At 65.8% G+C, this 18,869-nt stretch carries 20 protein-coding genes and 1 tRNA gene; 11 read left to right on the top strand and 10 right to left on the bottom strand.

Annotation, left to right across the window (positions count from 1 at the left end; genetic code table 11):
• Positions 1–2: 2 nt before the first annotated feature.
• On the bottom strand, positions 3–299 hold the full coding sequence (locus tag ILT42_RS20665; RefSeq protein WP_204217787.1) for a hypothetical protein: 297 nt from the start codon (positions 297–299) through the stop codon (positions 3–5).
• A 296-nt stretch (positions 300–595) separates the two neighbouring features.
• Between ILT42_RS20665 and gatB the strand changes: the two genes are divergently transcribed.
• From gatB to ILT42_RS20685, 4 genes are all read left to right on the top strand, one after another.
• The gene (gene gatB, locus ILT42_RS20670) at positions 596–2,071 is read left to right on the top strand and encodes an Asp-tRNA(Asn)/Glu-tRNA(Gln) amidotransferase subunit GatB (protein ID WP_204217788.1); all 1,476 of its coding nucleotides are present in this window, start codon (positions 596–598) and stop codon (positions 2,069–2,071) included.
• Between the two features lie 22 nt (positions 2,072–2,093).
• Positions 2,094–2,756 (top strand): SGNH/GDSL hydrolase family protein, encoded by a 663-nt coding sequence (locus tag ILT42_RS20675; protein WP_204217789.1) that lies wholly within the window; start codon positions 2,094–2,096, stop codon positions 2,754–2,756.
• Complete coding sequence (locus ILT42_RS20680; RefSeq protein ID WP_204217790.1) at positions 2,753–3,262, top strand: GNAT family N-acetyltransferase; 510 nt, start codon at positions 2,753–2,755, stop codon at positions 3,260–3,262. The genes ILT42_RS20675 and ILT42_RS20680 overlap by 4 nt, the downstream gene beginning before the upstream one ends.
• Positions 3,263–3,429: 167 nt before the next feature.
• Positions 3,430–3,627 (top strand): hypothetical protein, encoded by a 198-nt coding sequence (locus ILT42_RS20685; protein WP_204217791.1) that lies wholly within the window; start codon positions 3,430–3,432, stop codon positions 3,625–3,627.
• Positions 3,628–3,725: 98 nt separating this feature from the next.
• Here the strand turns inward: ILT42_RS20685 and ILT42_RS20690 are convergent, their stop codons facing one another.
• The 4 genes from ILT42_RS20690 to ILT42_RS20705 all read right to left on the bottom strand — a co-directional run bounded on the left by ILT42_RS20690 (position 3,726) and on the right by ILT42_RS20705 (position 7,217).
• Positions 3,726–5,132 carry an adenylate/guanylate cyclase domain-containing protein gene (locus ILT42_RS20690; RefSeq protein ID WP_204217792.1) on the bottom strand — a complete coding sequence of 469 codons (1,407 nt, stop codon included), beginning with the start codon at positions 5,130–5,132 and terminating at the stop codon, positions 3,726–3,728.
• Positions 5,133–5,224: 92 nt separating this feature from the next.
• Positions 5,225–5,638 (bottom strand): DUF4345 domain-containing protein, encoded by a 414-nt coding sequence (locus tag ILT42_RS20695; RefSeq protein ID WP_204217793.1) that lies wholly within the window; start codon positions 5,636–5,638, stop codon positions 5,225–5,227.
• Positions 5,639–5,680: 42 nt separating this feature from the next.
• A complete protein-coding gene (locus ILT42_RS20700; protein WP_204217794.1) occupies positions 5,681–6,493 on the bottom strand; it encodes a YdcF family protein in 813 nt (270 codons plus the stop codon).
• Positions 6,494–6,512: 19 nt separating this feature from the next.
• Complete coding sequence (locus ILT42_RS20705) at positions 6,513–7,217, bottom strand: ribonuclease activity regulator RraA (protein WP_204217795.1); 705 nt, start codon at positions 7,215–7,217, stop codon at positions 6,513–6,515.
• Between the two features lie 173 nt (positions 7,218–7,390).
• On the opposite strand from ILT42_RS20705, the gene ILT42_RS20710 reads away from it, so the two are divergent.
• Positions 7,391–8,338, top strand: a complete 948-nt coding sequence (locus ILT42_RS20710) for a DUF6454 family protein (RefSeq protein WP_204217796.1) — start codon at positions 7,391–7,393, stop codon at positions 8,336–8,338.
• On the opposite strand, the gene ILT42_RS20715 is transcribed toward ILT42_RS20710, so the two are convergent.
• A complete protein-coding gene (locus ILT42_RS20715) occupies positions 8,317–9,150 on the bottom strand; it encodes a class I SAM-dependent methyltransferase (protein ID WP_204217797.1) in 834 nt (277 codons plus the stop codon). The genes ILT42_RS20710 and ILT42_RS20715 overlap by 22 nt on opposite strands.
• A gap of 73 nt (positions 9,151–9,223) precedes the next feature.
• Entirely contained in the window at positions 9,224–10,120 is an 897-nt protein-coding gene (locus ILT42_RS20720; RefSeq protein ID WP_204217798.1) for a glycoside hydrolase family 25 protein, read from the bottom strand.
• A 155-nt stretch (positions 10,121–10,275) separates the two neighbouring features.
• Between ILT42_RS20720 and ILT42_RS20725 the strand changes: the two genes are divergently transcribed.
• On the top strand, positions 10,276–10,956 hold the full coding sequence (locus ILT42_RS20725) for an HD domain-containing protein (protein ID WP_229428818.1): 681 nt from the start codon (positions 10,276–10,278) through the stop codon (positions 10,954–10,956).
• A gap of 1 nt (position 10,957) precedes the next feature.
• On the opposite strand, the gene mgtE is transcribed toward ILT42_RS20725, so the two are convergent.
• Together mgtE and ILT42_RS20735 are read right to left on the bottom strand one after the other, a co-directional pair.
• Entirely contained in the window at positions 10,958–12,373 is a 1,416-nt protein-coding gene (gene mgtE / locus ILT42_RS20730; protein ID WP_204217800.1) for a magnesium transporter, read from the bottom strand.
• A gap of 210 nt (positions 12,374–12,583) precedes the next feature.
• Positions 12,584–12,668, bottom strand: a tRNA-Leu gene (locus ILT42_RS20735).
• A gap of 265 nt (positions 12,669–12,933) precedes the next feature.
• Between ILT42_RS20735 and lipB the strand changes: the two genes are divergently transcribed.
• The 4 genes from lipB to ILT42_RS20755 all read left to right on the top strand — a co-directional run bounded on the left by lipB (position 12,934) and on the right by ILT42_RS20755 (position 17,287).
• Positions 12,934–13,653 carry a lipoyl(octanoyl) transferase LipB gene (lipB, locus tag ILT42_RS20740; protein ID WP_229428819.1) on the top strand — a complete coding sequence of 240 codons (720 nt, stop codon included), beginning with the start codon at positions 12,934–12,936 and terminating at the stop codon, positions 13,651–13,653.
• 132 nt (positions 13,654–13,785) lie between these two features.
• Positions 13,786–14,112 (top strand): hypothetical protein, encoded by a 327-nt coding sequence (locus tag ILT42_RS20745; protein ID WP_204217802.1) that lies wholly within the window; start codon positions 13,786–13,788, stop codon positions 14,110–14,112.
• Positions 14,113–14,757: 645 nt separating this feature from the next.
• On the top strand, positions 14,758–16,488 hold the full coding sequence (gene ilvD / locus ILT42_RS20750) for a dihydroxy-acid dehydratase (protein ID WP_204217803.1): 1,731 nt from the start codon (positions 14,758–14,760) through the stop codon (positions 16,486–16,488).
• Complete coding sequence (locus tag ILT42_RS20755) at positions 16,475–17,287, top strand: tetratricopeptide repeat protein (RefSeq protein ID WP_204217804.1); 813 nt, start codon at positions 16,475–16,477, stop codon at positions 17,285–17,287. Before ilvD ends, ILT42_RS20755 begins: the two co-directional genes overlap by 14 nt.
• A 9-nt stretch (positions 17,288–17,296) precedes the next feature.
• Here the strand turns inward: ILT42_RS20755 and xth are convergent, their stop codons facing one another.
• Complete coding sequence (xth, locus tag ILT42_RS20760) at positions 17,297–18,085, bottom strand: exodeoxyribonuclease III (RefSeq protein ID WP_204217805.1); 789 nt, start codon at positions 18,083–18,085, stop codon at positions 17,297–17,299.
• Between the two features lie 95 nt (positions 18,086–18,180).
• Between xth and ILT42_RS20765 the strand changes: the two genes are divergently transcribed.
• Complete coding sequence (locus ILT42_RS20765; protein WP_204217806.1) at positions 18,181–18,861, top strand: hypothetical protein; 681 nt, start codon at positions 18,181–18,183, stop codon at positions 18,859–18,861.
• Positions 18,862–18,869: the final 8 nt, after the last annotated feature.

Raw genomic sequence — 18,869 nt, forward strand, 5'->3', positions numbered from 1 at the left:
CTTTACTGCGGATTAGCCGGGGCCGGCGCGGCCGGGGAGCTCGGGCTCATGGGAGCGGCGGGGGCCGCTGGGGCTGCCGGCGACGTCGGAGTGGCCGGGGCCGACTGCGTGGACGGGGCCGTGGTGCTGCCCGTCGTGCTCACGTCATTCGTGCCGCCGTCATAGAACAGAAAGGCGAGAAGGCCCAGGGCGACGACGAGGCCGCCGATCAGATAAGCTAAGGTGTTCGAACCGCGGGTCTCGCGCTCGTAAACCTGAGATTCGGTGTTGTACGTGTTGGGATCACGATCCATAGCCATTGTGAACTCCTTGACCGTTTGACTGGGGACTCAACGTCCAAAACTGGACCGGGTTTCATCAAGGCTTAGGTTCGCTGTTCAAGAACTGTGTATAATTGTGAAGATTACTTAACGTCATGTGCCGGTTGGGTCTGAGCCCGCACCCGCCCAGGACGGTCGCGATCCGGGCATTTCCCGAGGGTCTCCCAGCGTTTTGCGGCCAGCTCGTCGCCGGTTTGCACTCGCGAGGGGGTTGACCGGACAGGGCGGAGACTCTTACTCCGGGCGGACATGAATTTCTTTGCGCGTGGGACTCCATGAACGCTCCGGTCAATCCGAAAAAGCTCATCAAGGGCGCCACTGGCGATTGGGAGATCGTCATCGGCATGGAGATCCATGCCCAGGTGACGAGCCAGGCCAAGCTGTTTTCCGGCGCCTCCACGGCCTTCGGCGGCGATCCGAACAGCCACGTTTCCCTGGTCGATGCGGCCATGCCGGGCATGCTGCCCGTCATCAACGAGGAATGCGTCCGGCAGGCCATCCGCACGGGGCTCGGCCTGAAGGCGGAGATCAACCACCGCAGCACGTTCGACCGTAAGAATTATTTCTATCCGGACCTGCCCCAGGGTTACCAGATCAGCCAGTACAAAAGCCCCATCGTGGGCGAGGGCGAAGTGATCGTGGACGTGCCCGAGTCGGGTGAGACCATCACGGTGCGCATCGAGCGCCTTCATCTCGAGCAGGACGCGGGCAAGTCGATCCACGACCTGCATCCCACCCTGAGCTTCGTGGACCTGAACCGGTCCGGCGTCGCCCTCATGGAGATCGTCTCGAAGCCCGACATCCGCTCGGCCGACGAGGCGCGCGCCTACGTGACCAAGCTGCGCACCATCCTGCGTTATCTCGGCACCTGCGACGGCGACATGGAGAAGGGAAACCTTCGCGCCGACGTGAACGTCTCCGTGCGCCGCCCCGGAGAGGAGCTGGGCACGCGCTGCGAGATCAAGAACGTCAACTCGATCCGCTTCATCGGACAGGCCATCGAGGTGGAGGCCCGCCGCCAGATCGGCATCCTGGAGGATGGGGGCACCATCGACCAGGAGACCCGCCTCTACGATCCGGGCCGGGGCGAAACCCGCTCCATGCGGTCCAAGGAAGAGGCTCACGATTACCGCTACTTCCCGGATCCGGACCTGCTACCGCTGGAATTCGACCAGGCCTACGTGGACGAACTCGCCCGGCACCTTCCTGAACTCCCGGACGAGAAGAAGGCCCGGTTCATGGCTCTGGGCGTCTCGGCCTACGAGGCTGGGGTGGCCGTCGCGGATTCGGACGACGCAGCCTATTTCGAGAAGGCCGCCGGGGCTGCCGGGAACGCGAAGCTCGCCTGGAACTGGGTGTTCGGCGACTTGGCCGCCCACGCCAATGCGTCGAACCTGTCGGTTTCGTCATCGGGCGTCGACCCGGTCCATATCGGCACCATCGTCAAGCTGATTCAAGACGGGACCATTTCGGGCAAGATCGCCAAGGACCTGCTGCAGCTCGTCATCAAGACAGGTGACGATCCGGCCTCCCTCGTGGAGGCTCACGGCATGAAGCAGGTGACCGATACGGGCGCTATCGAGAAGGCCATCGACGAGATCATCGCGGCCAATCCGGACAAGGTCGAGCAGGCCAAGGCCAAGCCGACCCTGTTGGGCTGGTTCGTCGGCCAGACCATGAAGGCCACCGGCGGCAAGGCCAATCCGGGAGCCGTCAACGACCTGCTGAAGGCCAAGCTCGGGATCGAGTGATCGATCCCGGCCTGGACCCGCCGTGGCCGACCAGCCCAACCCCTTCGCACCCCATTGGCTGATCCGGGATATCGTCATAGGGTCACACATGCAGGCCGCCGGACCGGACGGCCTGCTGTTCCTCGGGGATTCCATCGTCGAGGGCTTCTATCCGGGCCGCATCGCGGGCCTGCCGGTGGTGAATGCCGGGTTCTCGGGCATCTGGTGCGAGGCGCTGGAGCCCAAGGTCGAGCGTCTCGTCGCCAACGCGCGTCCCCGGATCGTCGCTCTGCTCGTGGGCACCAACGACGCCAAGAAGGGGCAGGGACCGGCGGAGGTGGTCACCGTCGCGGGCTTCTACGAGCGCATCCTCGCCATCCTGTCGGCCACGGGCCTGCCCCTCATCGCCGTGACGCCGCCGCCCGTCGAACTGGGCAAGCGCCTCACCACTTTCTATGCCCCCGACGCCATGACTGACCTGAGCCGCCACGCCGCACGCCTCGCTCGGGCGGCCGGAGCGACCGTGGTAGACATTCATGCCGCCTTCCAGGGCGATGGCGCCGGCGCTCGGGAGGGCACCACGGTGGACGGCATCCATCTTTCAGCCGCGTCCTACCGGCGACTTCACGCCATGCTGGAGGCGGCCGCCACAGCCATCCTGCAAGGCAGCCAAAGCCCAGGAGCCATACCAGGAGCCACCCCATGACCGACTCGCCGACGCGCCCCGCCCCGACCCTTGCCCTGCGGCCGGCCCGGAACGAGGATGCGCAGGACCTCTTCGGGCTCCTGTCCCTGTGCTTTGCGGATTACCCGGGCTGCTTCGTGGACCCCCATGACGACCTGCGGGACTTGCGGGAGCCAGGCAGACCCTTCGGTCGGGGCGACGGGCAGTTCTGGGTCCTTGAAGACGAACGAGGACGCATCCGCGCCTGCGTGGCCGTCGATTTTCCCGAAGCCGGAACGGCCGAGCTGCACCGGCTCTATGTCCGCCCGGACCAGCGCCGCCAGGGGCTCGGCGAGACGCTCGTGCGCATCGTGGAGGATTATGGCCGGGCGAAAGGCGCCGACCGCCTGGTCTTCTGGTCCGACACGCGCTTCACGGCGGCCCACAAGCTGTACGAGCGGATGGGATATTCGCGTGCCGACGGCGAGCCGCGTCCGCTCGGCGACATTTCGGGCTCTCACGAGTTCCTGTTCGAGAAGGGGATTTGAACCCGTCGCGGCCCGATCTGGCCAATCAATCCGTCATCGCGTAGAATTCCGTCCGTCTGGCCGACCAGACCCGTCAACCCGCAGCCGAAGGAGGCGTCCCATGGCACTGAAAATTGCACCATGCGCATACGCCACATCCCTTCCCGTCCTTCATGCTGCAGGTATCGATGATACAGATCACATTACCTCTCGTCTGGTTCACCATTCGCGTTGACGTCGTCCAGACGGCGCGTCGGCGCTTCCCGAAGACCACCCTTCATCCTCCATCCGAAGATCTGCCGGAGGAACGGCTCGGCGAGCTGCGCTCGAAGTTCGGGCCGCGTCTCCTGCGGGACATGGGCCTGGACGAAAGCGGGCGCGACTGAAGGGGTGTTCCCGGCATCCCAAGCCGCGACCGAGACCGATCCTCGGCAAGGGCGCGGCTTGAATCGGAACTCGCCCCCGTGACCGCAAGGACTAGTTGTCACGGAATCTCATAGACCGCGTAATGGTCGTTGATCCCGCGCAGGGAGGCGACCTGCGCCTTCGGTCGCACGCCCTCCGTCTCGAAGACCTCGGACGCCTTGGCGTTCTCGACCACCTGCCCAGTCGCGAAGATGGACCGGGAGACCGCGAGGTTCTGGACCCGTGACGCGATGTTGACGGTCTGACCGAAATAGTCCTGCCGGTCGTTGAGCATGACGGCGAGGCAGGGGCCCTCGTGGATCCCGATCTTTAGCAGAAGGTCCTCCTGTCCGCGGGCCTCGTTGAGATTCCGCATGGCCTCGCGCATGCGCAGGGCGGCGGCAACCGCCCGGTCGGGCGTCGGGAACGTGGCCATCACGGCGTCGCCGATTGTCTTCACCACGGCGCCTGCCTCGCTCGCCACGATCTCGTTCAAGATCCGGAAATGCTCCCGCACCAGATCGTAGGCCACGAGATCGCCCACGCGCTCGTAGAGTTCCGTCGAGCCCTTCAGGTCGGTGAACAGGAAGGTGAGGCTCGTGATCTTCAGGCGCTGGTCGATGTCGAGGGTGTCCGTCCGGTAGAGGTCCCGGAAGGTCTGGTTGGTCAGGAGGCGCTTGGCGGTCAGGAACGGGCGACGGCGTCCCAGGATGTCGTGAAACCGGTCGTTGGCGAGCCAAACCGCCGGCAGCACGCGCCTGGCGGTTCGGTTCTCGACGGTCAGACGCAAGGGGCCGGGCCGCAGCGGAATGGTCTGCTGCGGGGGATGGATGTCATGCAGGACGAGGGATAAGGTCTGCCGCTCCCGCGTCGCCTCGCCTCCGACATCGAGGAAGAGGGCCGCGTGGGTGACCGGATCGAACACGATCACGAACGCGGCGGGGAGCTGGAGCGACAACAGGGCCCGCTCGCCCGCAGGCAGCTCGACGCCGTCCAGCACCACATCGTCGAAGGCCGCGTCGAGATCCTCCGGCAGGTCGATGCCCGAGGACCAGAAGAACTGCCGGTCGTAATCCCACATGGACAGGCTGTCCGGGTCGTGGGCCGCGATTCTTCTCACCCGCCGGCCGATTGTGAAGGTGACCTCCACCATCTCGTCGAGGGTCGGCTGGTAACCCGCAGCGCAAAGGGCGCAGCTGTACTCGTCCCGGCTCACGGATTTCAGGCTCGTGCCCGCATCCAGCACGCCGCCGCAGCCGGGGCAGAGCACGTTCCAGGACATCTCGAAGATCCCGATCTGCGCCGCGTGCAGGAAAGCCGCGATGGTCTGTTCCGCCTCGAGCCCGTGGCGGGCCGCGAAGGCGAGGACATTGACGCGGTTGAGGTGGTGGTCCGGAGCGTTCCGGACCAACGCCTCGATGGCATCCACCACGCTTCCGTCGGCGGACTGGCGGAGGATGGCGAACAGGCCGTGATCGTCACTCATGAGGCGGCCTCCGATGCGGGGCGCGGCTTGGCCATGAGGCCTATGGGCGCATCATACACCGCCGGGCCCTGTCGGTCAGGGCCGATCGCGCTTCACGCGACTCCGAACATCTCCGCATACTTATTCGCGATCCGGCCCTGCCACAGGCACAGGACTGGCGTGACGATCAATTCGAGGATCAGGCCGCCGAGCATGACCAGGGACGGGATGCCGGTCATCCCGAGTCCCAGGAGCCGAGCGAGGCCGCCGATGACCACGAGAAGAGTCAGCAGGCGAAAACGGCCCGTCTTGAGTTCGATCCCCGGCACCGTGCTCCAGAAACAGAGGCCGATGCCGAGAAGGAGGCCCGACAGGTAACGGAAATGGCTCTCGGCCGAGACGCTCACGGCATCACCCGTCATGGACGGGCCGAAAAGGACCCCATAGAGCCCCGCGGCAACGGGAACGATTGCGAGGAGCGCCACGGCCTGCTGAAGAAGTTTTCGTTGCCTTGCGATCGCCGTCATGAGGGCCTCCGACCCGCATTCTGGTCCACACGGGGGCGGGTTTCAATCCGCCGGAGATGACGGTCCTGGAAACAATTCCGACGTCCGGCCCGTATAATGGTATCCGATCAGCCCGGCCCATTCCTTGGTGGCGACGTCGAGGCGGCGCAGGCCGTCGGACACGAAGGCGAAAGGCTTGAAGGCCTCCGAGGGGCCGCCAGTCCGGTAATCGACCGGGTAGGGGGTCACCTCGAACCCCGCCTTGCGGAAGACGCCCACGGCACGGGGCATGTGCCAGGCCGAGGTCACCAAGAGCCAGCGCTCCCCGGGCTTCGGCTCCACCATCTCCCGTGAGAAGATGGCGTTTTCGAACGTCGTGCGCGAGCGGTCCTCGACCAGGATGCGCGAGGGCTCGACCTTCACGTCCTTGAAATAGGCCGCGATGATCGGCGCCTCGGCGATGCCCTCCCCGAACACGTTGCCGCCACCGCCGGAGATCAGGATGCGGGCCTGGGGGTAGCGGGCGGCCAGCAGCAGTGTGTCCATCACCCGCTCCGCCGACTCGTTGGCGACGAGCTGGCCCAGGGCCGCGGATTCCGAGGAATCCACGGAGCCGCCGAGCAGGATCACGCCGGTGACGGGCTGTCCATCGTCCTGGAACGCCGGGAAGCGCCGTTCCAGGGGCAGGAGCAGGTAGTTTGCGACCGGCAGCAGCCCCAGCGCCAACGTGGCCATGGTCATCGCGAGGGCGAAGCCGATGCCGAGCCTCCGCCAACGCTGCGTCAGGGCCACGAGCAGCCCCAGGAGGATGAGGCTCACGAGCAGGTTGGACGGGGTGGCGAAGAACCACCCGATCTTCGATGCGTAATAAAACATGCCGTGCTGAAGGCCGGGCTCAGCCCTGGCCCATCTCGGCCTCGTAGCGGGCCTTGGTCTCCGCATTGGGCGGGTAGAGGCCGGGCAGGGGTACGCCCTTCTCGATCTCCCGCATGATCCACAGCTCCAGGCGCTCTTGCTCGACTCCGGCCTTCGCCACCTCTTCCACGAGGGCGGCCGGGATGACCACGGCGCCGTCGCCGTCGATCACGATCACGTCGTCCGGGAAGACCGCCACGCCGCCGCAGCCGATGGGCTCCTGCCAGCCCACGAAGGTGAGGCCCGCAACGGAGGCCGGGGCCGCCACGCCGGAGCACCAGACCGGCAGGCCCGTGCTCTCCACGCCAGCCGCGTCCCGCACCATCCCGTCGGTCACGAGGGCGGCGACGCCGCGCTTTTTCATCCGGGCCGTCAGGATGTCACCGAAGATGCCCGCATCTGTCACGCCCATGGCGTCCACGACGGCGATGCAGCCCTCGGGCATGTCCTCGATGGCGGCGCGGGTGGAGCGGGGGGACGACCAGGATTCGGGTGTCGCCAGATCCTCGCGGGCAGGAACGAAGCGAAGGGTGAAGGCCCGGCCCACGATGCGCTCATCGGCGTGGAAATACGGCATCGGCCCCTGCATCCAGCAGCGGCGTACCCCCTTCTTCAGCAGCACCGTCGTGATGGTGGCGGTGGATGTCGCGCGCAGGGCGTCGGCGAGGGCTTTGTCCAGGGTCATGGCGTCTCTCTTCGCTTCGGATGTGCCCTCATAGCCTCCCGTCGCCACAAGGGCTAGCGGCCATGCGGGTTACGTTGCGTCAAATGCCCGACACACTAAACTGACATCACGCGCTCGTTAGAAGCGCTCACAAGAGTCGCAGAAGCAAATCGCCTCTGCCAGGAGGAAGACCCATGCGCCGTTTGCCAACACTGATACTGTCGCTTGCCATGATCGCCGTGACGCCGGCACTCGCGGCGGATCCGAGCCGGGAGGCGACGGCCGAGCGGGTGACGAAACTGTCCAGGGGCACCCAATGGAAGCCGGTCTCCGCCGTGCCCATCAACTTCCTGACCCACCACCCCCAGGGCATGGTGAAGATCGGCGACACGCTGTTCGTATCGTCCGTCGAGATCAAGACCCCCACCAAGCGCTTTCCCCAGCCGGTGGACGGCTACGACCGCGATACGGGGGAGGGCGTTGGGCACCTGTTCAAGATCGACATGAAGGGTAACCTGATCAAGGACATCACGGTGGGCGAAGGTGCGATCTACCATCCCGGCGGAATCGATTACGACGGGCGGTACCTGTGGGTGCCGGTCGCCGAATATCGGCCCAACAGCCGCTCCATCGTCTACCGGGTCGACCCCGAGACCATGGAGGCCACGGAGATGTTCCGCTTCAACGACCATGTGGGCGGCGTCGTTCGCGACACCGACGACAACTCGCTCCACGGCGTGAGCTGGGGCTCCCGGCGCTTCTACCGCTGGCCGCTGGGCGCCGACGGCAAGCCCACCAACGCGTCCGACACCCCGGAGCAACTCCGCCGCCTGAACACCTCGCATTATATCGATTATCAGGACTGCAAATACGCCGGTGGTCACCGCATGCTCTGCTCCGGCGTCACCGAGATGCGCCTGACGCCCGAAGCCAACCCGTTCCGCCTCGGTGGGCTCGATCTGGTCAACCTCCAGGACGGGCGCCCTGTCTTCCAGACGCCGATCCTGCTATGGACCGCCAACGGCATGGACATGGCCCATAACCCGGTCTGGATGGAGGCGAGCGACGCGGGCCTTCGCGGCTATTTCATGCCGGAAGACGACAAGTCGACCCTGTATATCTACGAGGCGGAGGTGAAATAGACTCCGGGGCCCTCGGCAACCGTTCCTTTCACGGCCCAGGCCCTGGCGGCGAGTAGGATCTCGCCGTCGGGGCCCGTCCGGAGCCTGCCGCGAACGTCTTCGCGCAAGCGTTCTCGCGCCTCCTCGCTCAGCGACATGCAATATCTGGGTGCCGAACCAGTGCCGCCGAGAAACGGTGTCCAATAGTCGTCGAAACTGTCGAAGGGCGTCGGGATGTCGATAGCGCGAACCTCGACATCCCGCAGTCCAGCCTGCGTCAGCAGCGACTTGAGAGGTTCAGGGCGGCAGATTGGGGCTTTCATCCCATCGTCGAAGGCGCTCGCGCTTGGATCGAGGGCGATGGCAGCATCGAAGAAAGTGCGCATCAGCTGCATGTGTCCGGCATAATCCCAGACATAGAGCGCAACCGTGCCACCCGGCCTCGTCACGCGGGCCATTTCGCGAAGAATGGCTTCCTTATCGGACACGAAGTTGAGCAGTAGCCCCGCGACAGCGACGTCGAAGCGACCATCCGGCTCCGAGATCGAAGCCGCATCGCCTAGCCTACAATGGACACGGGTATCGGCCAGCGCCACCTCGGCGGTCGTCAGGATGGCATCGGAGCTGTCGACGGCGACAACGCGAGCGGGCTCGCACGCACTTAGGATCGCCGATGTCAGCGCACCGGTGCCGCACCCGACATCGATCCAGCTTGATTCGGGTAGGGCCGCGATCCATTCGGTGAAAATCGGAGCCACCTTGCGGCTCCAGCGGCCCATATAGCGTTCGTAAGCGTCACCGCTGTTCCAGAGATTTGGCTGCGTTATGGGCATGGGGCAAGCCTCCGCTTGCCGCCGATTCTACAACCCGTCCCGAAGTATGGCTAACCCGGCAGGGCCCGCGCCGTTACTCGTCGATGCTGGCGGTCTGGGTCACGTCGCCGGTGTTGCACAGGCCCGCGGCCTGGAGGCGGCGCAGGTCGCGCGGCTCGCAGGACGTCTGCACGAACATGCGCCACTGGTTCTCCGTGCCGTAGAACGTGTTGCGGTCCACGTCGCCCGTCACGCCGGGAACGCGGCCCGTCGTGGTGAACTGCCAGAAGGTCCAGCGGCGGTCGGTGTAGCGGTGGTGCGGCTCGGCGGCGGTGCTGCGGATCCAGTAGGGATAATCGTTATAGGCCCCTTCCAGGATATCCTTGTGGAAGGTGATGTCGGTGTAGATGATCGGCCGCTTGCCCGTATGGGCCTCCATCTCGCGCAGCATGACGTCGATCATGGCCAGCGCCTGCTCGCGGGGCACTTTCTTGGGGCAGTTGACCGACTCGCCGTTCCATTCGAGGTCGAGCACGGGGGGCAGGGCATCCGGGTCCTGGGGCACGTTCCGCTTGAACCAGGCCGCCTGCTCGTGGGCCGGGCGGCACCAGTAGACGAAATGGTAGGCGCCGCGCGGGATGCCGGCCTTCTTGGACGCGAACCAATTTTCCAGGAAGCGGTCGTCGATATGGTCGCCGCCCTCCGTGGCCTTGATGAAGGCGAATTGCGTCCCGGCATTGCGCATGGCCGACCAATCGACCTTGCCCTGCCACTTGGAGATATCGACCCCGTGAATCGGCAGGGCGTGAGCGGAGGCCACGCCCTGGTGGGGCCGGACATCACCCTTGGTGGGATAACGGCTCGTGGGCGCCACGGCGCAGGACGCCAGGCCCGCCGCGATGGTCGCGACGGCGCAGAACCGCACGGCGCGGACGACTTTCGAGAAAGTGCTGGCTTTCTTCGGACGGGCGGGGCGGCGGCGAGGCTTCATCGTCGGGACCAGAATTACGCGATACTTATTGCATCAGGGATGACCGAATGTCGTTAACAGGATGTTGAGAAATCCTTCCTTGCGCCGAGAAGTCACAAGAAGTTTATTGATTTTTGTTGGAAACGACGCTCTCCCGTGGGCCTGCCGCGAGTGAGATGCCTGCCTTCCCGTGCTTCACATCAGGGTCCGCCGTGCCGCTCGACGACTTTGCCCCGTACCAGGATTTGGCCGGGAACCTCCTGCCCCATGGCCTCGATGCCGCCGGAGACGGGTCCCACGACCTCGCGCACCTCCGCAGGGTCTGGCGCAGTGCCCAGCGGATCCGAGCGCGGGAAGGGGGCGACCCGGTCATCCTGCTTGCGGCCGCGCTGCTCCACGACTGCGTGCATGTCGAGAAGAACTCTTCCCTGAAAGCCGAGGCCTCGCGACGGGCGGCCGACAAGGCCTCGGCGGTCCTGGAATCCATCGGCTGGGAGCCCGGCAGGGTGGGGCAGGTCGCCCATGCCATTGCGGCCCACAGCTTCTCGGCCGGCATCGAGCCCGAGACCTTGGAGGCCAGAATCCTGCAGGACGCCGATCGGCTCGACGCCCTCGGGGCGATCGGGGTGGCGCGTTGTTTCTACACGGCCGGCCGGATGAACAGCCTGCTCTACGATCCCGAGGATCCCGAGGCCCGGAACAGGCCCTACGATGACCGTCGCTACGCCGTCGACCACTTCCGAACGAAGCTCTTGAACTTGGCTTCGGGCTTCCGGACCGAGGCCGGAGCGCACCTGGCGAGGGAGCGGCACGAGCGGCTCGAGCGGTTTCTCCGGGAGTTCCAGGACGAGATCTGAGTCAGATCCCGAACCAGAAGGTCGCGATTCCCAGAAACGAGAAGAATCCAACGATGTCCGTGATGCTCGTCACGAAGGGGCCGGACGAGACGGCGGGGTCGACGCCGAGCCGGTTGAGGGTCAGCGGCACGAAGATGCCGCCCAACGCTGCGAAGAGCAGCACGGTCATGAGCGCCAGGCCGATGACGAGGCCTAGGTCGATCGTGTCGAACCAGAGGCTCGCCAGCGTCCCGAGAATGATCGCGAAGGCGAGCCCGTTGAGCACCCCGACCATGGCCTCGCGCCGAATGATGCGCCAGGCGTTGGCCTTGCCGAGCTCACGGGTCGCCAGGGCTCGCACGGCCACCGTCATGGTCTGGGTGCCCGCATTGCCGCCCATGGAGGCCACGATGGGCATCAGGATGGCCAGCGCCACCATGTGCTCGATTGCCCCTTCGAAAAAGCGGATGACGCTCGCGGCGGCCAGCGCCGTGCACATGTTCACGAACAGCCAGGGAAAGCGGCTGCGCTGGGTGTAGAGCACCGTGTCCGACAGCTCTTCCTCGGAGTTGACGCCGCCCAACTGCTTGATGTCGGCGTCCGCCTCCTCCTCGAGCACGTCCACGATGTCGTCCACCATCATGGCGCCGACGAGCCGGTTCGAATCGTCCACCACTGCAGCCGAGACGAGGTTGTAGCGCTCGAACAGGCGGGCGACCTCCTCCTGGTTCTGGGTGGCCACCACGCGGTCGGGCTCGTCGTCCATGATCTCCTGGATCGTCACCGGGCGCTTGGAGCGCAGGAGCCGGTCCAGGGACACGGCGCCCAGAAGGCGGGCGGCGGGATCGATGACGAAGATCTCGTAGAAGGTCTCCGGCAGGTCGTCAGTCTCGCGCATGAAGTCGATGGTCTGTCCGACGGTCCAGAACGGCGGCACGGCGATGAACTTGGTCTGCATCCGCCGCCCGGCGCTCTCCTCGGGATAGTCGAGGGAGCGCTGCAGGGCCACGCGTTCGAGGGCCGGAAGCTGGTCGAGAACCTCGGCTTTCTCCTGCTCGTCCAGGCTCTCCAGGATTCGGACCGCGTCGTCCGAATCGAGGTCTCGCACGCCTTCCGCGACGGTGGAGGTCTCCAGCTCCTCCAGGATCTCCTCGCGAACCGCGTCGTCGACCTCCGTCAGGGCCGTGAAATCGAAGTCGGCCCCCAGGAGTTCGATCAGGCGGGGCCGCTCGTCGGGCGCCAGCGCCTCGATGAGGTCGCCGAGATCGGCCTCGTGCACATCGTCCAGGAGTTCGCGCAGGCGCGCGGCGTCGGAGGCCTCGATGGCCTCCGCGACGGTGTCTACGTAGACCCGGTTCAATTCGCCGCTCTCGTCGCGGAAGACCATGGGCTCGGCGACCGCACCCTCGGGCGGCGTCTGGTCGTTGACGTCCTGCATGAGCCTGTCCTTGAACGGTGAGACCACGGGGCTTTTAGGGCGGACCCTTGCGGGAGCGATGCGGCGGAAGGGAATCGCGAACGCTGCCTAGCTGCCCTGTCCAGGCCCAGGAAACAAGGCTGGTTTTCCGGCTCACGAACGGTGCGGGCAACAAAAAAGGCTCCCGAAGGAGCCTTGCTTGCAGCACCCTTGCGGGCGCTCTCTAAAGTTTGGTGCGGCCAAGAGGACTCGAACCTCCACGGGTCTCCCCGCTACCACCTCAAGGTAGTGCGTCTACCAATTCCGCCATGGCCGCGGAACTTTGAAATCAGGGTGTTTCCCCTGACGAGGCGAGGGCTTTAGCAGATCGATCCGGCCGCCACAAGCCCGGTGTTGAATCCCCTGCAGGATGCGCTTGCGCCCGGCTGAATCGGTTATAAATGAAAGAGCGGACAAGAGCTTAACCGGACCTGGAGGTGGCGCGGACGATGCGCCAGGGGCCTCCGGGACCGAAAATCGGCTCATATTTTCTTTTGGATCGGGGCAGAATTTTTTCGCTCCGGCATCGAGCGAGAGTGACCTTGGCACAAAACCGCGATCAGCTCGACACGGCCCTCCGGGCGGCGGCGGGCGCCGCGCCGGTCGAATGGCTGATCTCCGACGGCCTGACGCCTTACGAGCAAGCCGTCGCGTTCATGGAAGCGCGCGCCGCCGCCATCGCGGACGGCACGGCGCGGGAGTTGGTCTGGCTCGTCGAGCATCCGCCGCTCTACACCGCCGGCACCTCGGCCCAGTCCGCCGACCTCATCGAGCCGGACCGCTTCCCGGTCTTCCAGACCGGCCGAGGCGGGCAGTTCACCTACCACGGGCCCGGCCAGCGGGTCGCCTATGCGATGCTCGACCTAAAGCGTCGCACGCCCGACCTGCGCCGCTACGTGGCGGCACTGGAGGCTTGGCTCATCCGGACCCTCGACGCCTTCAACGTCAAAGGCGAGCGACGGGAGGACCGGGTTGGCGTCTGGGTGGCGCGGCCCGAGAAAGGTGCGGGCGTCGAGGACAAGATCGCCGCGATGGGGATCCGCGTGCGCCGGTGGGTGACCTTCCACGGAATCAGCCTCAACGTGGACCCGGACCTATCGCACTTCTCCGGAATCGTGCCCTGCGGCGTCTCCCAGCACGGGGTCACGAGCTTCGTCGACCTCGGCCGTCTCGTGTCGATGCCGGAGGTGGATTTGGCCCTGCGCGCCGCTTTCGAGGAGATCTTCGGCCTCACCGAGACGGTGCGCGACCCTGCTCGATGAACAGCCGGACCTGTGGCCGGTTAGAACCACCCTCTCAGGAAAGCGGCCCGTCGGGCCGGGGAGGCTTCTCGCCGGAGGCACTTCATGCTCTAAGCTTAAGCTGAATACCGGTCACCAGCGGATCACGGACCTATGCAGCGCGCCCTTTTCGCCACCCTGATTGCTCTTTCGGCCTCGGCTTGCGCCTACAGCCCGTCGCCGGACGAGCAGATCCACACCGTCGATTCGCCAGCTGATATCCGCTACTGCACGCGCCTTGCCGAGGTGAGCCCCATCCTGGCCACAGGCCCCGGTTTCGCCTCGCCCTTGGCCGGCATGCAGGAGCAGACCCTGGCCATGGGCGGTACGCACCTCTACCTCGAAAAGCGCTCCGAAGATTGGGCGCTGACCCGCGGCATCGCCTATCGCTGCGGCTCAGGCACGGTCCGTGAGGTCACGGTCATCCGCGCGAAGGGCTGAGTCTCGCTCCGCCGCGGAGACTTTCACGAATTCATAGATGCCCTTGTTCCTTCCCCCTTGCGGGAAGATGGGCGCGATAGCGTTCGGATGAGGGTGGGACCCCGCTGAGCGATGACATCGCTCGTACTGCCGTCATGCGCGGCCTTGAGCCACGTATCCACGTCTTGTGACGTGTGGCCCAGTGGGCCGGGTCAAGCCCGGCCATGACGGTCAGGAGGTTTGTGCTCCCGCGACCGATGGAGCGCTTCGACGTCTCAACCCCCATCCCGGTCGCTCGTGCGATCCGACCTTCCCCGCTGGGGCGGAGGATACGTGGCACCCCCAGCCGCTCGGAAAAATGTTGCTGCGGCGCAACACCCTCAAACCTTCCTGATCTTGCCGTTCTTGGCCCAAGCTCCGCCGCGATCCCGCCATAAACCGGGAGCACCTGGGACGGCAGGATTAAGTGCTTCAAACCTAACGCTTTACGGCAATCCGTCCCCTGAGGAATGCGGGCCCCGAGACCGCCCTGTCTCACCCTTCAGGATCGTTGCGTGTTCGGCGTCGTGCGTGGCAGATCACACCGGTTCCTAACCTTTTGGAACTAGAGAGATATGCCGCCGAGGGTCCTCCGGGTGAGGGGTGCTTGGGGAAGAGTACGAGTCCATGGATGCGCGCCTGATCGACAAATCGAGGTTGCCCAGCCGTCACGTGACGGAGGGACCGGCACGCGCCCCGCACCGCTCCTACCTCTATGCCATGGGCCTGACTCGCGAGCAGATCGCCCAGCCGCTCGTAGGCGTCGCGACCTGCTGGAACGAGGCCGCTCCCTGCAACATCTCCCTCATGCGCCAGGCCCAATCCGTGAAGAAGGGTGTCGCGGCCGCAGGCGGCACGCCCCGCGAGTTCTGCACCATCACGGTGACGGACGGCATCGCCATGGGCCATCAAGGCATGAAGGCCTCGCTCCCGTCGCGGGAGGTGATCGCCGATTCGGTCGAGCTGACCATGCGCGGCCATTCCTACGATGCACTCGTGGGCATGGCGGGCTGCGACAAGTCCCTGCCCGGCATGATGATGGCGATGGTCCGCCTCAACGTGCCGTCGATCTTCATCTATGGCGGCTCGATCCTCCCGGGTTCCTTCCGGGGCAAGCAGGTGACGGTACAGGATCTGTTCGAGGCCGTGGGCAAGCATTCCGTCGGCGAGATGTCCGACGAGGACCTGACCGAGCTGGAGCAGGTGGCCTGCCCGTCGGCCGGAGCCTGCGGCGCCCAGTTCACCGCCAACACCATGGCGACCGTGTCCGAGGCCATCGGCCTCGCGCTGCCCTATTCGGCCGGCGCCCCGGCCCCGTACGAGATCCGCGACCGGTTCTGCGCCATGGCGGGCGAGATGGTGGTGGAACTCATCCGCCAAAACATCCGCCCTCGGGATATCGTCACCCGCAAGGCGCTGGAGAACGCCGCGACCGTGGTGGCGGCCTCCGGGGGCTCGACCAACGCGGCCTTGCACCTGCCTGCCATCGCCCATGAAATCGGCATCAAGTTCGACCTGTTCGACGTGGCCGAGATCTTCCGGCGCACGCCCTATATCGCCGACCTGAAGCCCGGCGGCCGCTACGTGGCCAAGGACATGTTCGAGGTCGGCGGCATCCCGCTCCTCATGAAGACCCTCCTCGACCACGGCTACATGCACGGCGACGAGATGACCGTGACCGGCCGCACGATGGCCGAGAACCTCGCCGGCGTGAAATGGAACCCGGACCAGGACGTGGTCCGGCCCGCCGACCGGCCCATCACGCCGACCGGCGGCGTCGTCGGACTGCGCGGCAATCTCGCGCCCGAGGGCGCCATCGTGAAGGTGGCCGGCATGCCTGTGGAGAAGCAGGTATTCCGGGGTCCGGCCCGCTGCTTCGACGGCGAGGAGGCCTGCTTCGAGGCCGTGAGCAGCCGCACCTACAAGGAAGGCGACGTGCTTGTGATCCGCTACGAGGGTCCACGCGGCGGCCCCGGCATGCGCGAGATGCTGTCGACCACGGCCGCCCTCTACGGTCAGGGCATGGGCGACAAGGTCGCGCTCATCACGGACGGGCGATTCTCTGGGGCGACGCGGGGCTTCTGCATCGGCCATGTAGGGCCGGAAGCGGCGGTGGGCGGTCCGATCGGGCTGATCCGCGACGGCGACATGATCGTTCTCGACGCCATCGAGGGCACTATCGAGGTGGAGTTGTCCGACGAGGAGCTGGCGCGCCGCCGGGCCGAGTGGTCCCCGCGCGAGACGACCGCGACCTCCGGCTATCTCTGGAAATATGCACAAACCGTCGGTTCCGCGCGGGATGGGGCCGTAACCCATCCGGGCGGCGCCGCAGAAAAAGAAACCTATGCGGACGTTTAGTCTCATCGCCGCCGCGCTCGGCATCACCTTGGTCGGATCCGGGGCGGCCCTTGCCCTCGACGCGGCCCCGCGTCCGACGCCGCTCGCGCCCAATTCCAAGTACAGCTCGGCCCGCGAGGCGGTTCGCGACGGCATCCGCGACTACAATGCGGGCGACAAGCGCGGCGCCGCCCAGGCGCTGGAATATGCGGCTGGCCAGGGGCATACCCTCGCGCTCTGGAAGCTCGGGCGCATGTATGCGGACGGTGACGGCGTCCAGCACGACGACCTGAAGGCGTTCGAGTTCTTTTCCAAGCTGGCGGACCAGAACGCCGACGAGAGCCCGGATTCTCCCAACGCCCCCGTGGTCGCGAGCGCGTTCGTGGCGCTCGGCACCTATTTCCTCGACGGCATCAGCAACACCTACGTGAGCGCCAATCCGACCCGCGCCGTGGAGATGTTCAGCTACGCGGCCACGTATTACAGCGACTCGAACGCCCAGTATAACCTGGCGCGGCTCTACATGGAGGGCACGGGCGTCGAGAAGGATTCCCGCATGGCGGCGCGGTGGTTCAACCTCGCGGCCGAGAAGGGGCATCACGCCTCGCAGGCCATGCTCGGGCGGCTGCTGTTCAACGGCCAGGGCGTCTCCCGCCAGCGGGCGCGGGGCCTCATGTGGCTGACGCTCGCCCGCGAGGCCGCTGATCCGGTCAAGGAGCAGTGGATCTCGGACCTGTACGAGCAGGCCTTCGCGGCCTCAGGAGAAAGCGACCGCAAGCTCGCGCTGGCGATGCTCGAGCAATACATGCAGCGGCGCTGAACCCGGATTTCAGTCGATATCGAGGTCCACCATCACGGGCACGTGGTCGGACGGCTTGTCCCAGCCGCGCACTTCCTTGCGGATCGAAGCGGTCCTGAGCCTGTCGGCCGCCTGAGGCGAGAGAAGCAGGTGGTCGATGCGGATGCCGTTATTCCGCTGGAATGCGCCCGCCTGATAGTCCCAGAAGGTATAGAGCCCCTCTCCGTCGCTGCAGGCCCGGACGGCGTCGGTCAGGCCCAGGCTCGTCAGCGTTCGCAGCTTGGCGCGGCTCTCGGGCTGGAACAGCGCGTCACCGGTCCAGCCATCCGGATTGGCGGCGTCCTTGGGCTCGGGAATCACATTGTAGTCCCCGCACAGAACCAGCGGCTCCTCGAGCGTCAGGAGACCCTCCGCGTGCCGGGTCAGGCGGTCGAACCAGGAGAGCTTGTAGTCGAATTTCGGCGTGCCGATGGGGTTGCCGTTGGGGAGGTAGATGGACGCGACCCGGAGGACCCGGCCGTCGTCGGTCGAGACCACGCCCTCGAGATAGCGGGCCTGCTCGTCCGTTTCGTCTCCCGGAAGACCCCGGCGGATCTCCTCTAGAGGCTTCTTCGAGAGGATCGCCACGCCGTTATAGGCCTTCTGGCCATGGGTGACGACATTGTAACCCAGGCCCTCCACTTCTGCCCGCGGGAAGGCCTCGTCCATGCATTTCAGCTCTTGCAAGCACAGCACGTCCGGCTCGGCGCTCCGCACGAAGGTTGCAAGATGCTCCAGGCGCTGCTTGATGGAGTTCACGTTCCAGGTGGCGATCCGCATTGGCTCTGTCTCTGCTGGGCTTCCACACGTTTCATGGGATTTTCATCGCGGGCTGGCAAGGTGGAACGCGCCTTCATCCCCACGGTTGCCCCGTCATGTCCGAATCCTGGCTTACCCCTGTCGATCACTACTGCGAGCGAGCCGGCGTCGGGTTCTGGGCCGAGCCACTCAATGCAATATCCAACGCGGCATTCATCCTGGCGGCACTGGCCGCCTTCCTGCTCTGGCGGGGCAGGGAGGAGCGGGACTGGCCCGGCCTGTGCCTGATCGCAGTCGCCTTCAGCGTCGGGATCGGCAGTTTTCTGTTTCACACCTTGGCCAACCGGTGGTCGCTGCTCGCTGACGTCGTGCCCATCGGGCTGTTCATCTACGGCTATTTCTACCTGGCGATGCGGCGCTACCTCGGCCTCGGACGGGTAGGAGCAGGCCTCGCGACCGGTTCGTTCGTCATCTTCAACATGAACTTCGGCCGCCTCTGGTTCGGGCTCTTGTCAGGCCCGGGACTGAACGGCTCGGTTGGGTACATTCCCGCCGTCCTGGCGCTCTTCGGCGTCGGGCTCGCCTGTCTGGCCCTCGACCGGCGAGGACCTGGGCTTGCGCTCGCAGGCGCGGGTTCCGTCTTCGCGGTGTCTCTCGCCTTCCGGTCCGCTGACGCCGCAGCCTGTGCGGCCATCCCCATCGGCACCCACTTCCTGTGGCATGGGCTGAATGCTTGTGTTCTCTACGTTCTCATGCGAGCCGCCATCCTCTATGGGGGCCGGAACAGTCCCGCATGAAGGAGCCC

It is taken from the genome of Microvirga pudoricolor (assembly GCF_016892705.1).
In the GTDB taxonomy this organism is placed as follows: domain Bacteria; phylum Pseudomonadota; class Alphaproteobacteria; order Rhizobiales; family Beijerinckiaceae; genus Microvirga; species Microvirga pudoricolor.

Bases quoted from the DNA above. Each gene is read 5' to 3' on its own strand.
- mgtE (WP_204217800.1), bottom strand. From the start codon at position 12,373: ATGCAGGACGTCAACGACCAGACGCCGCCCGAGGGTGCGGTCGCCGAG.
- ILT42_RS20720 (WP_204217798.1), bottom strand. From the start codon at position 10,120: ATGAAGCCTCGCCGCCGCCCCGCCCGTCCGAAGAAAGCCAGCACTTTC.
- ILT42_RS20690 (WP_204217792.1), bottom strand. From the start codon at position 5,132: ATGAGTGACGATCACGGCCTGTTCGCCATCCTCCGCCAGTCCGCCGAC.
- ILT42_RS20725 (WP_229428818.1), top strand. From the start codon at position 10,276: ATGCCTGCCTTCCCGTGCTTCACATCAGGGTCCGCCGTGCCGCTCGAC.
- ILT42_RS20745 (WP_204217802.1), top strand. From the start codon at position 13,786: ATGCAGCGCGCCCTTTTCGCCACCCTGATTGCTCTTTCGGCCTCGGCT.
- ILT42_RS20755 (WP_204217804.1), top strand. From the start codon at position 16,475: ATGCGGACGTTTAGTCTCATCGCCGCCGCGCTCGGCATCACCTTGGTC.
- ILT42_RS20695 (WP_204217793.1), bottom strand. From the start codon at position 5,638: ATGACGGCGATCGCAAGGCAACGAAAACTTCTTCAGCAGGCCGTGGCG.
- ILT42_RS20700 (WP_204217794.1), bottom strand. From the start codon at position 6,493: ATGTTTTATTACGCATCGAAGATCGGGTGGTTCTTCGCCACCCCGTCC.
- xth (WP_204217805.1), bottom strand. From the start codon at position 18,085: ATGCGGATCGCCACCTGGAACGTGAACTCCATCAAGCAGCGCCTGGAG.
- ilvD (WP_204217803.1), top strand. From the start codon at position 14,758: ATGGATGCGCGCCTGATCGACAAATCGAGGTTGCCCAGCCGTCACGTG.
- ILT42_RS20685 (WP_204217791.1), top strand. From the start codon at position 3,430: ATGATACAGATCACATTACCTCTCGTCTGGTTCACCATTCGCGTTGAC.
- ILT42_RS20715 (WP_204217797.1), bottom strand. From the start codon at position 9,150: ATGCCCATAACGCAGCCAAATCTCTGGAACAGCGGTGACGCTTACGAA.
- ILT42_RS20680 (WP_204217790.1), top strand. From the start codon at position 2,753: ATGACCGACTCGCCGACGCGCCCCGCCCCGACCCTTGCCCTGCGGCCG.
- ILT42_RS20710 (WP_204217796.1), top strand. From the start codon at position 7,391: ATGCGCCGTTTGCCAACACTGATACTGTCGCTTGCCATGATCGCCGTG.
- ILT42_RS20665 (WP_204217787.1), bottom strand. From the start codon at position 299: ATGGCTATGGATCGTGATCCCAACACGTACAACACCGAATCTCAGGTT.
- ILT42_RS20705 (WP_204217795.1), bottom strand. From the start codon at position 7,217: ATGACCCTGGACAAAGCCCTCGCCGACGCCCTGCGCGCGACATCCACC.
- ILT42_RS20765 (WP_204217806.1), top strand. From the start codon at position 18,181: ATGTCCGAATCCTGGCTTACCCCTGTCGATCACTACTGCGAGCGAGCC.
- gatB (WP_204217788.1), top strand. From the start codon at position 596: ATGAACGCTCCGGTCAATCCGAAAAAGCTCATCAAGGGCGCCACTGGC.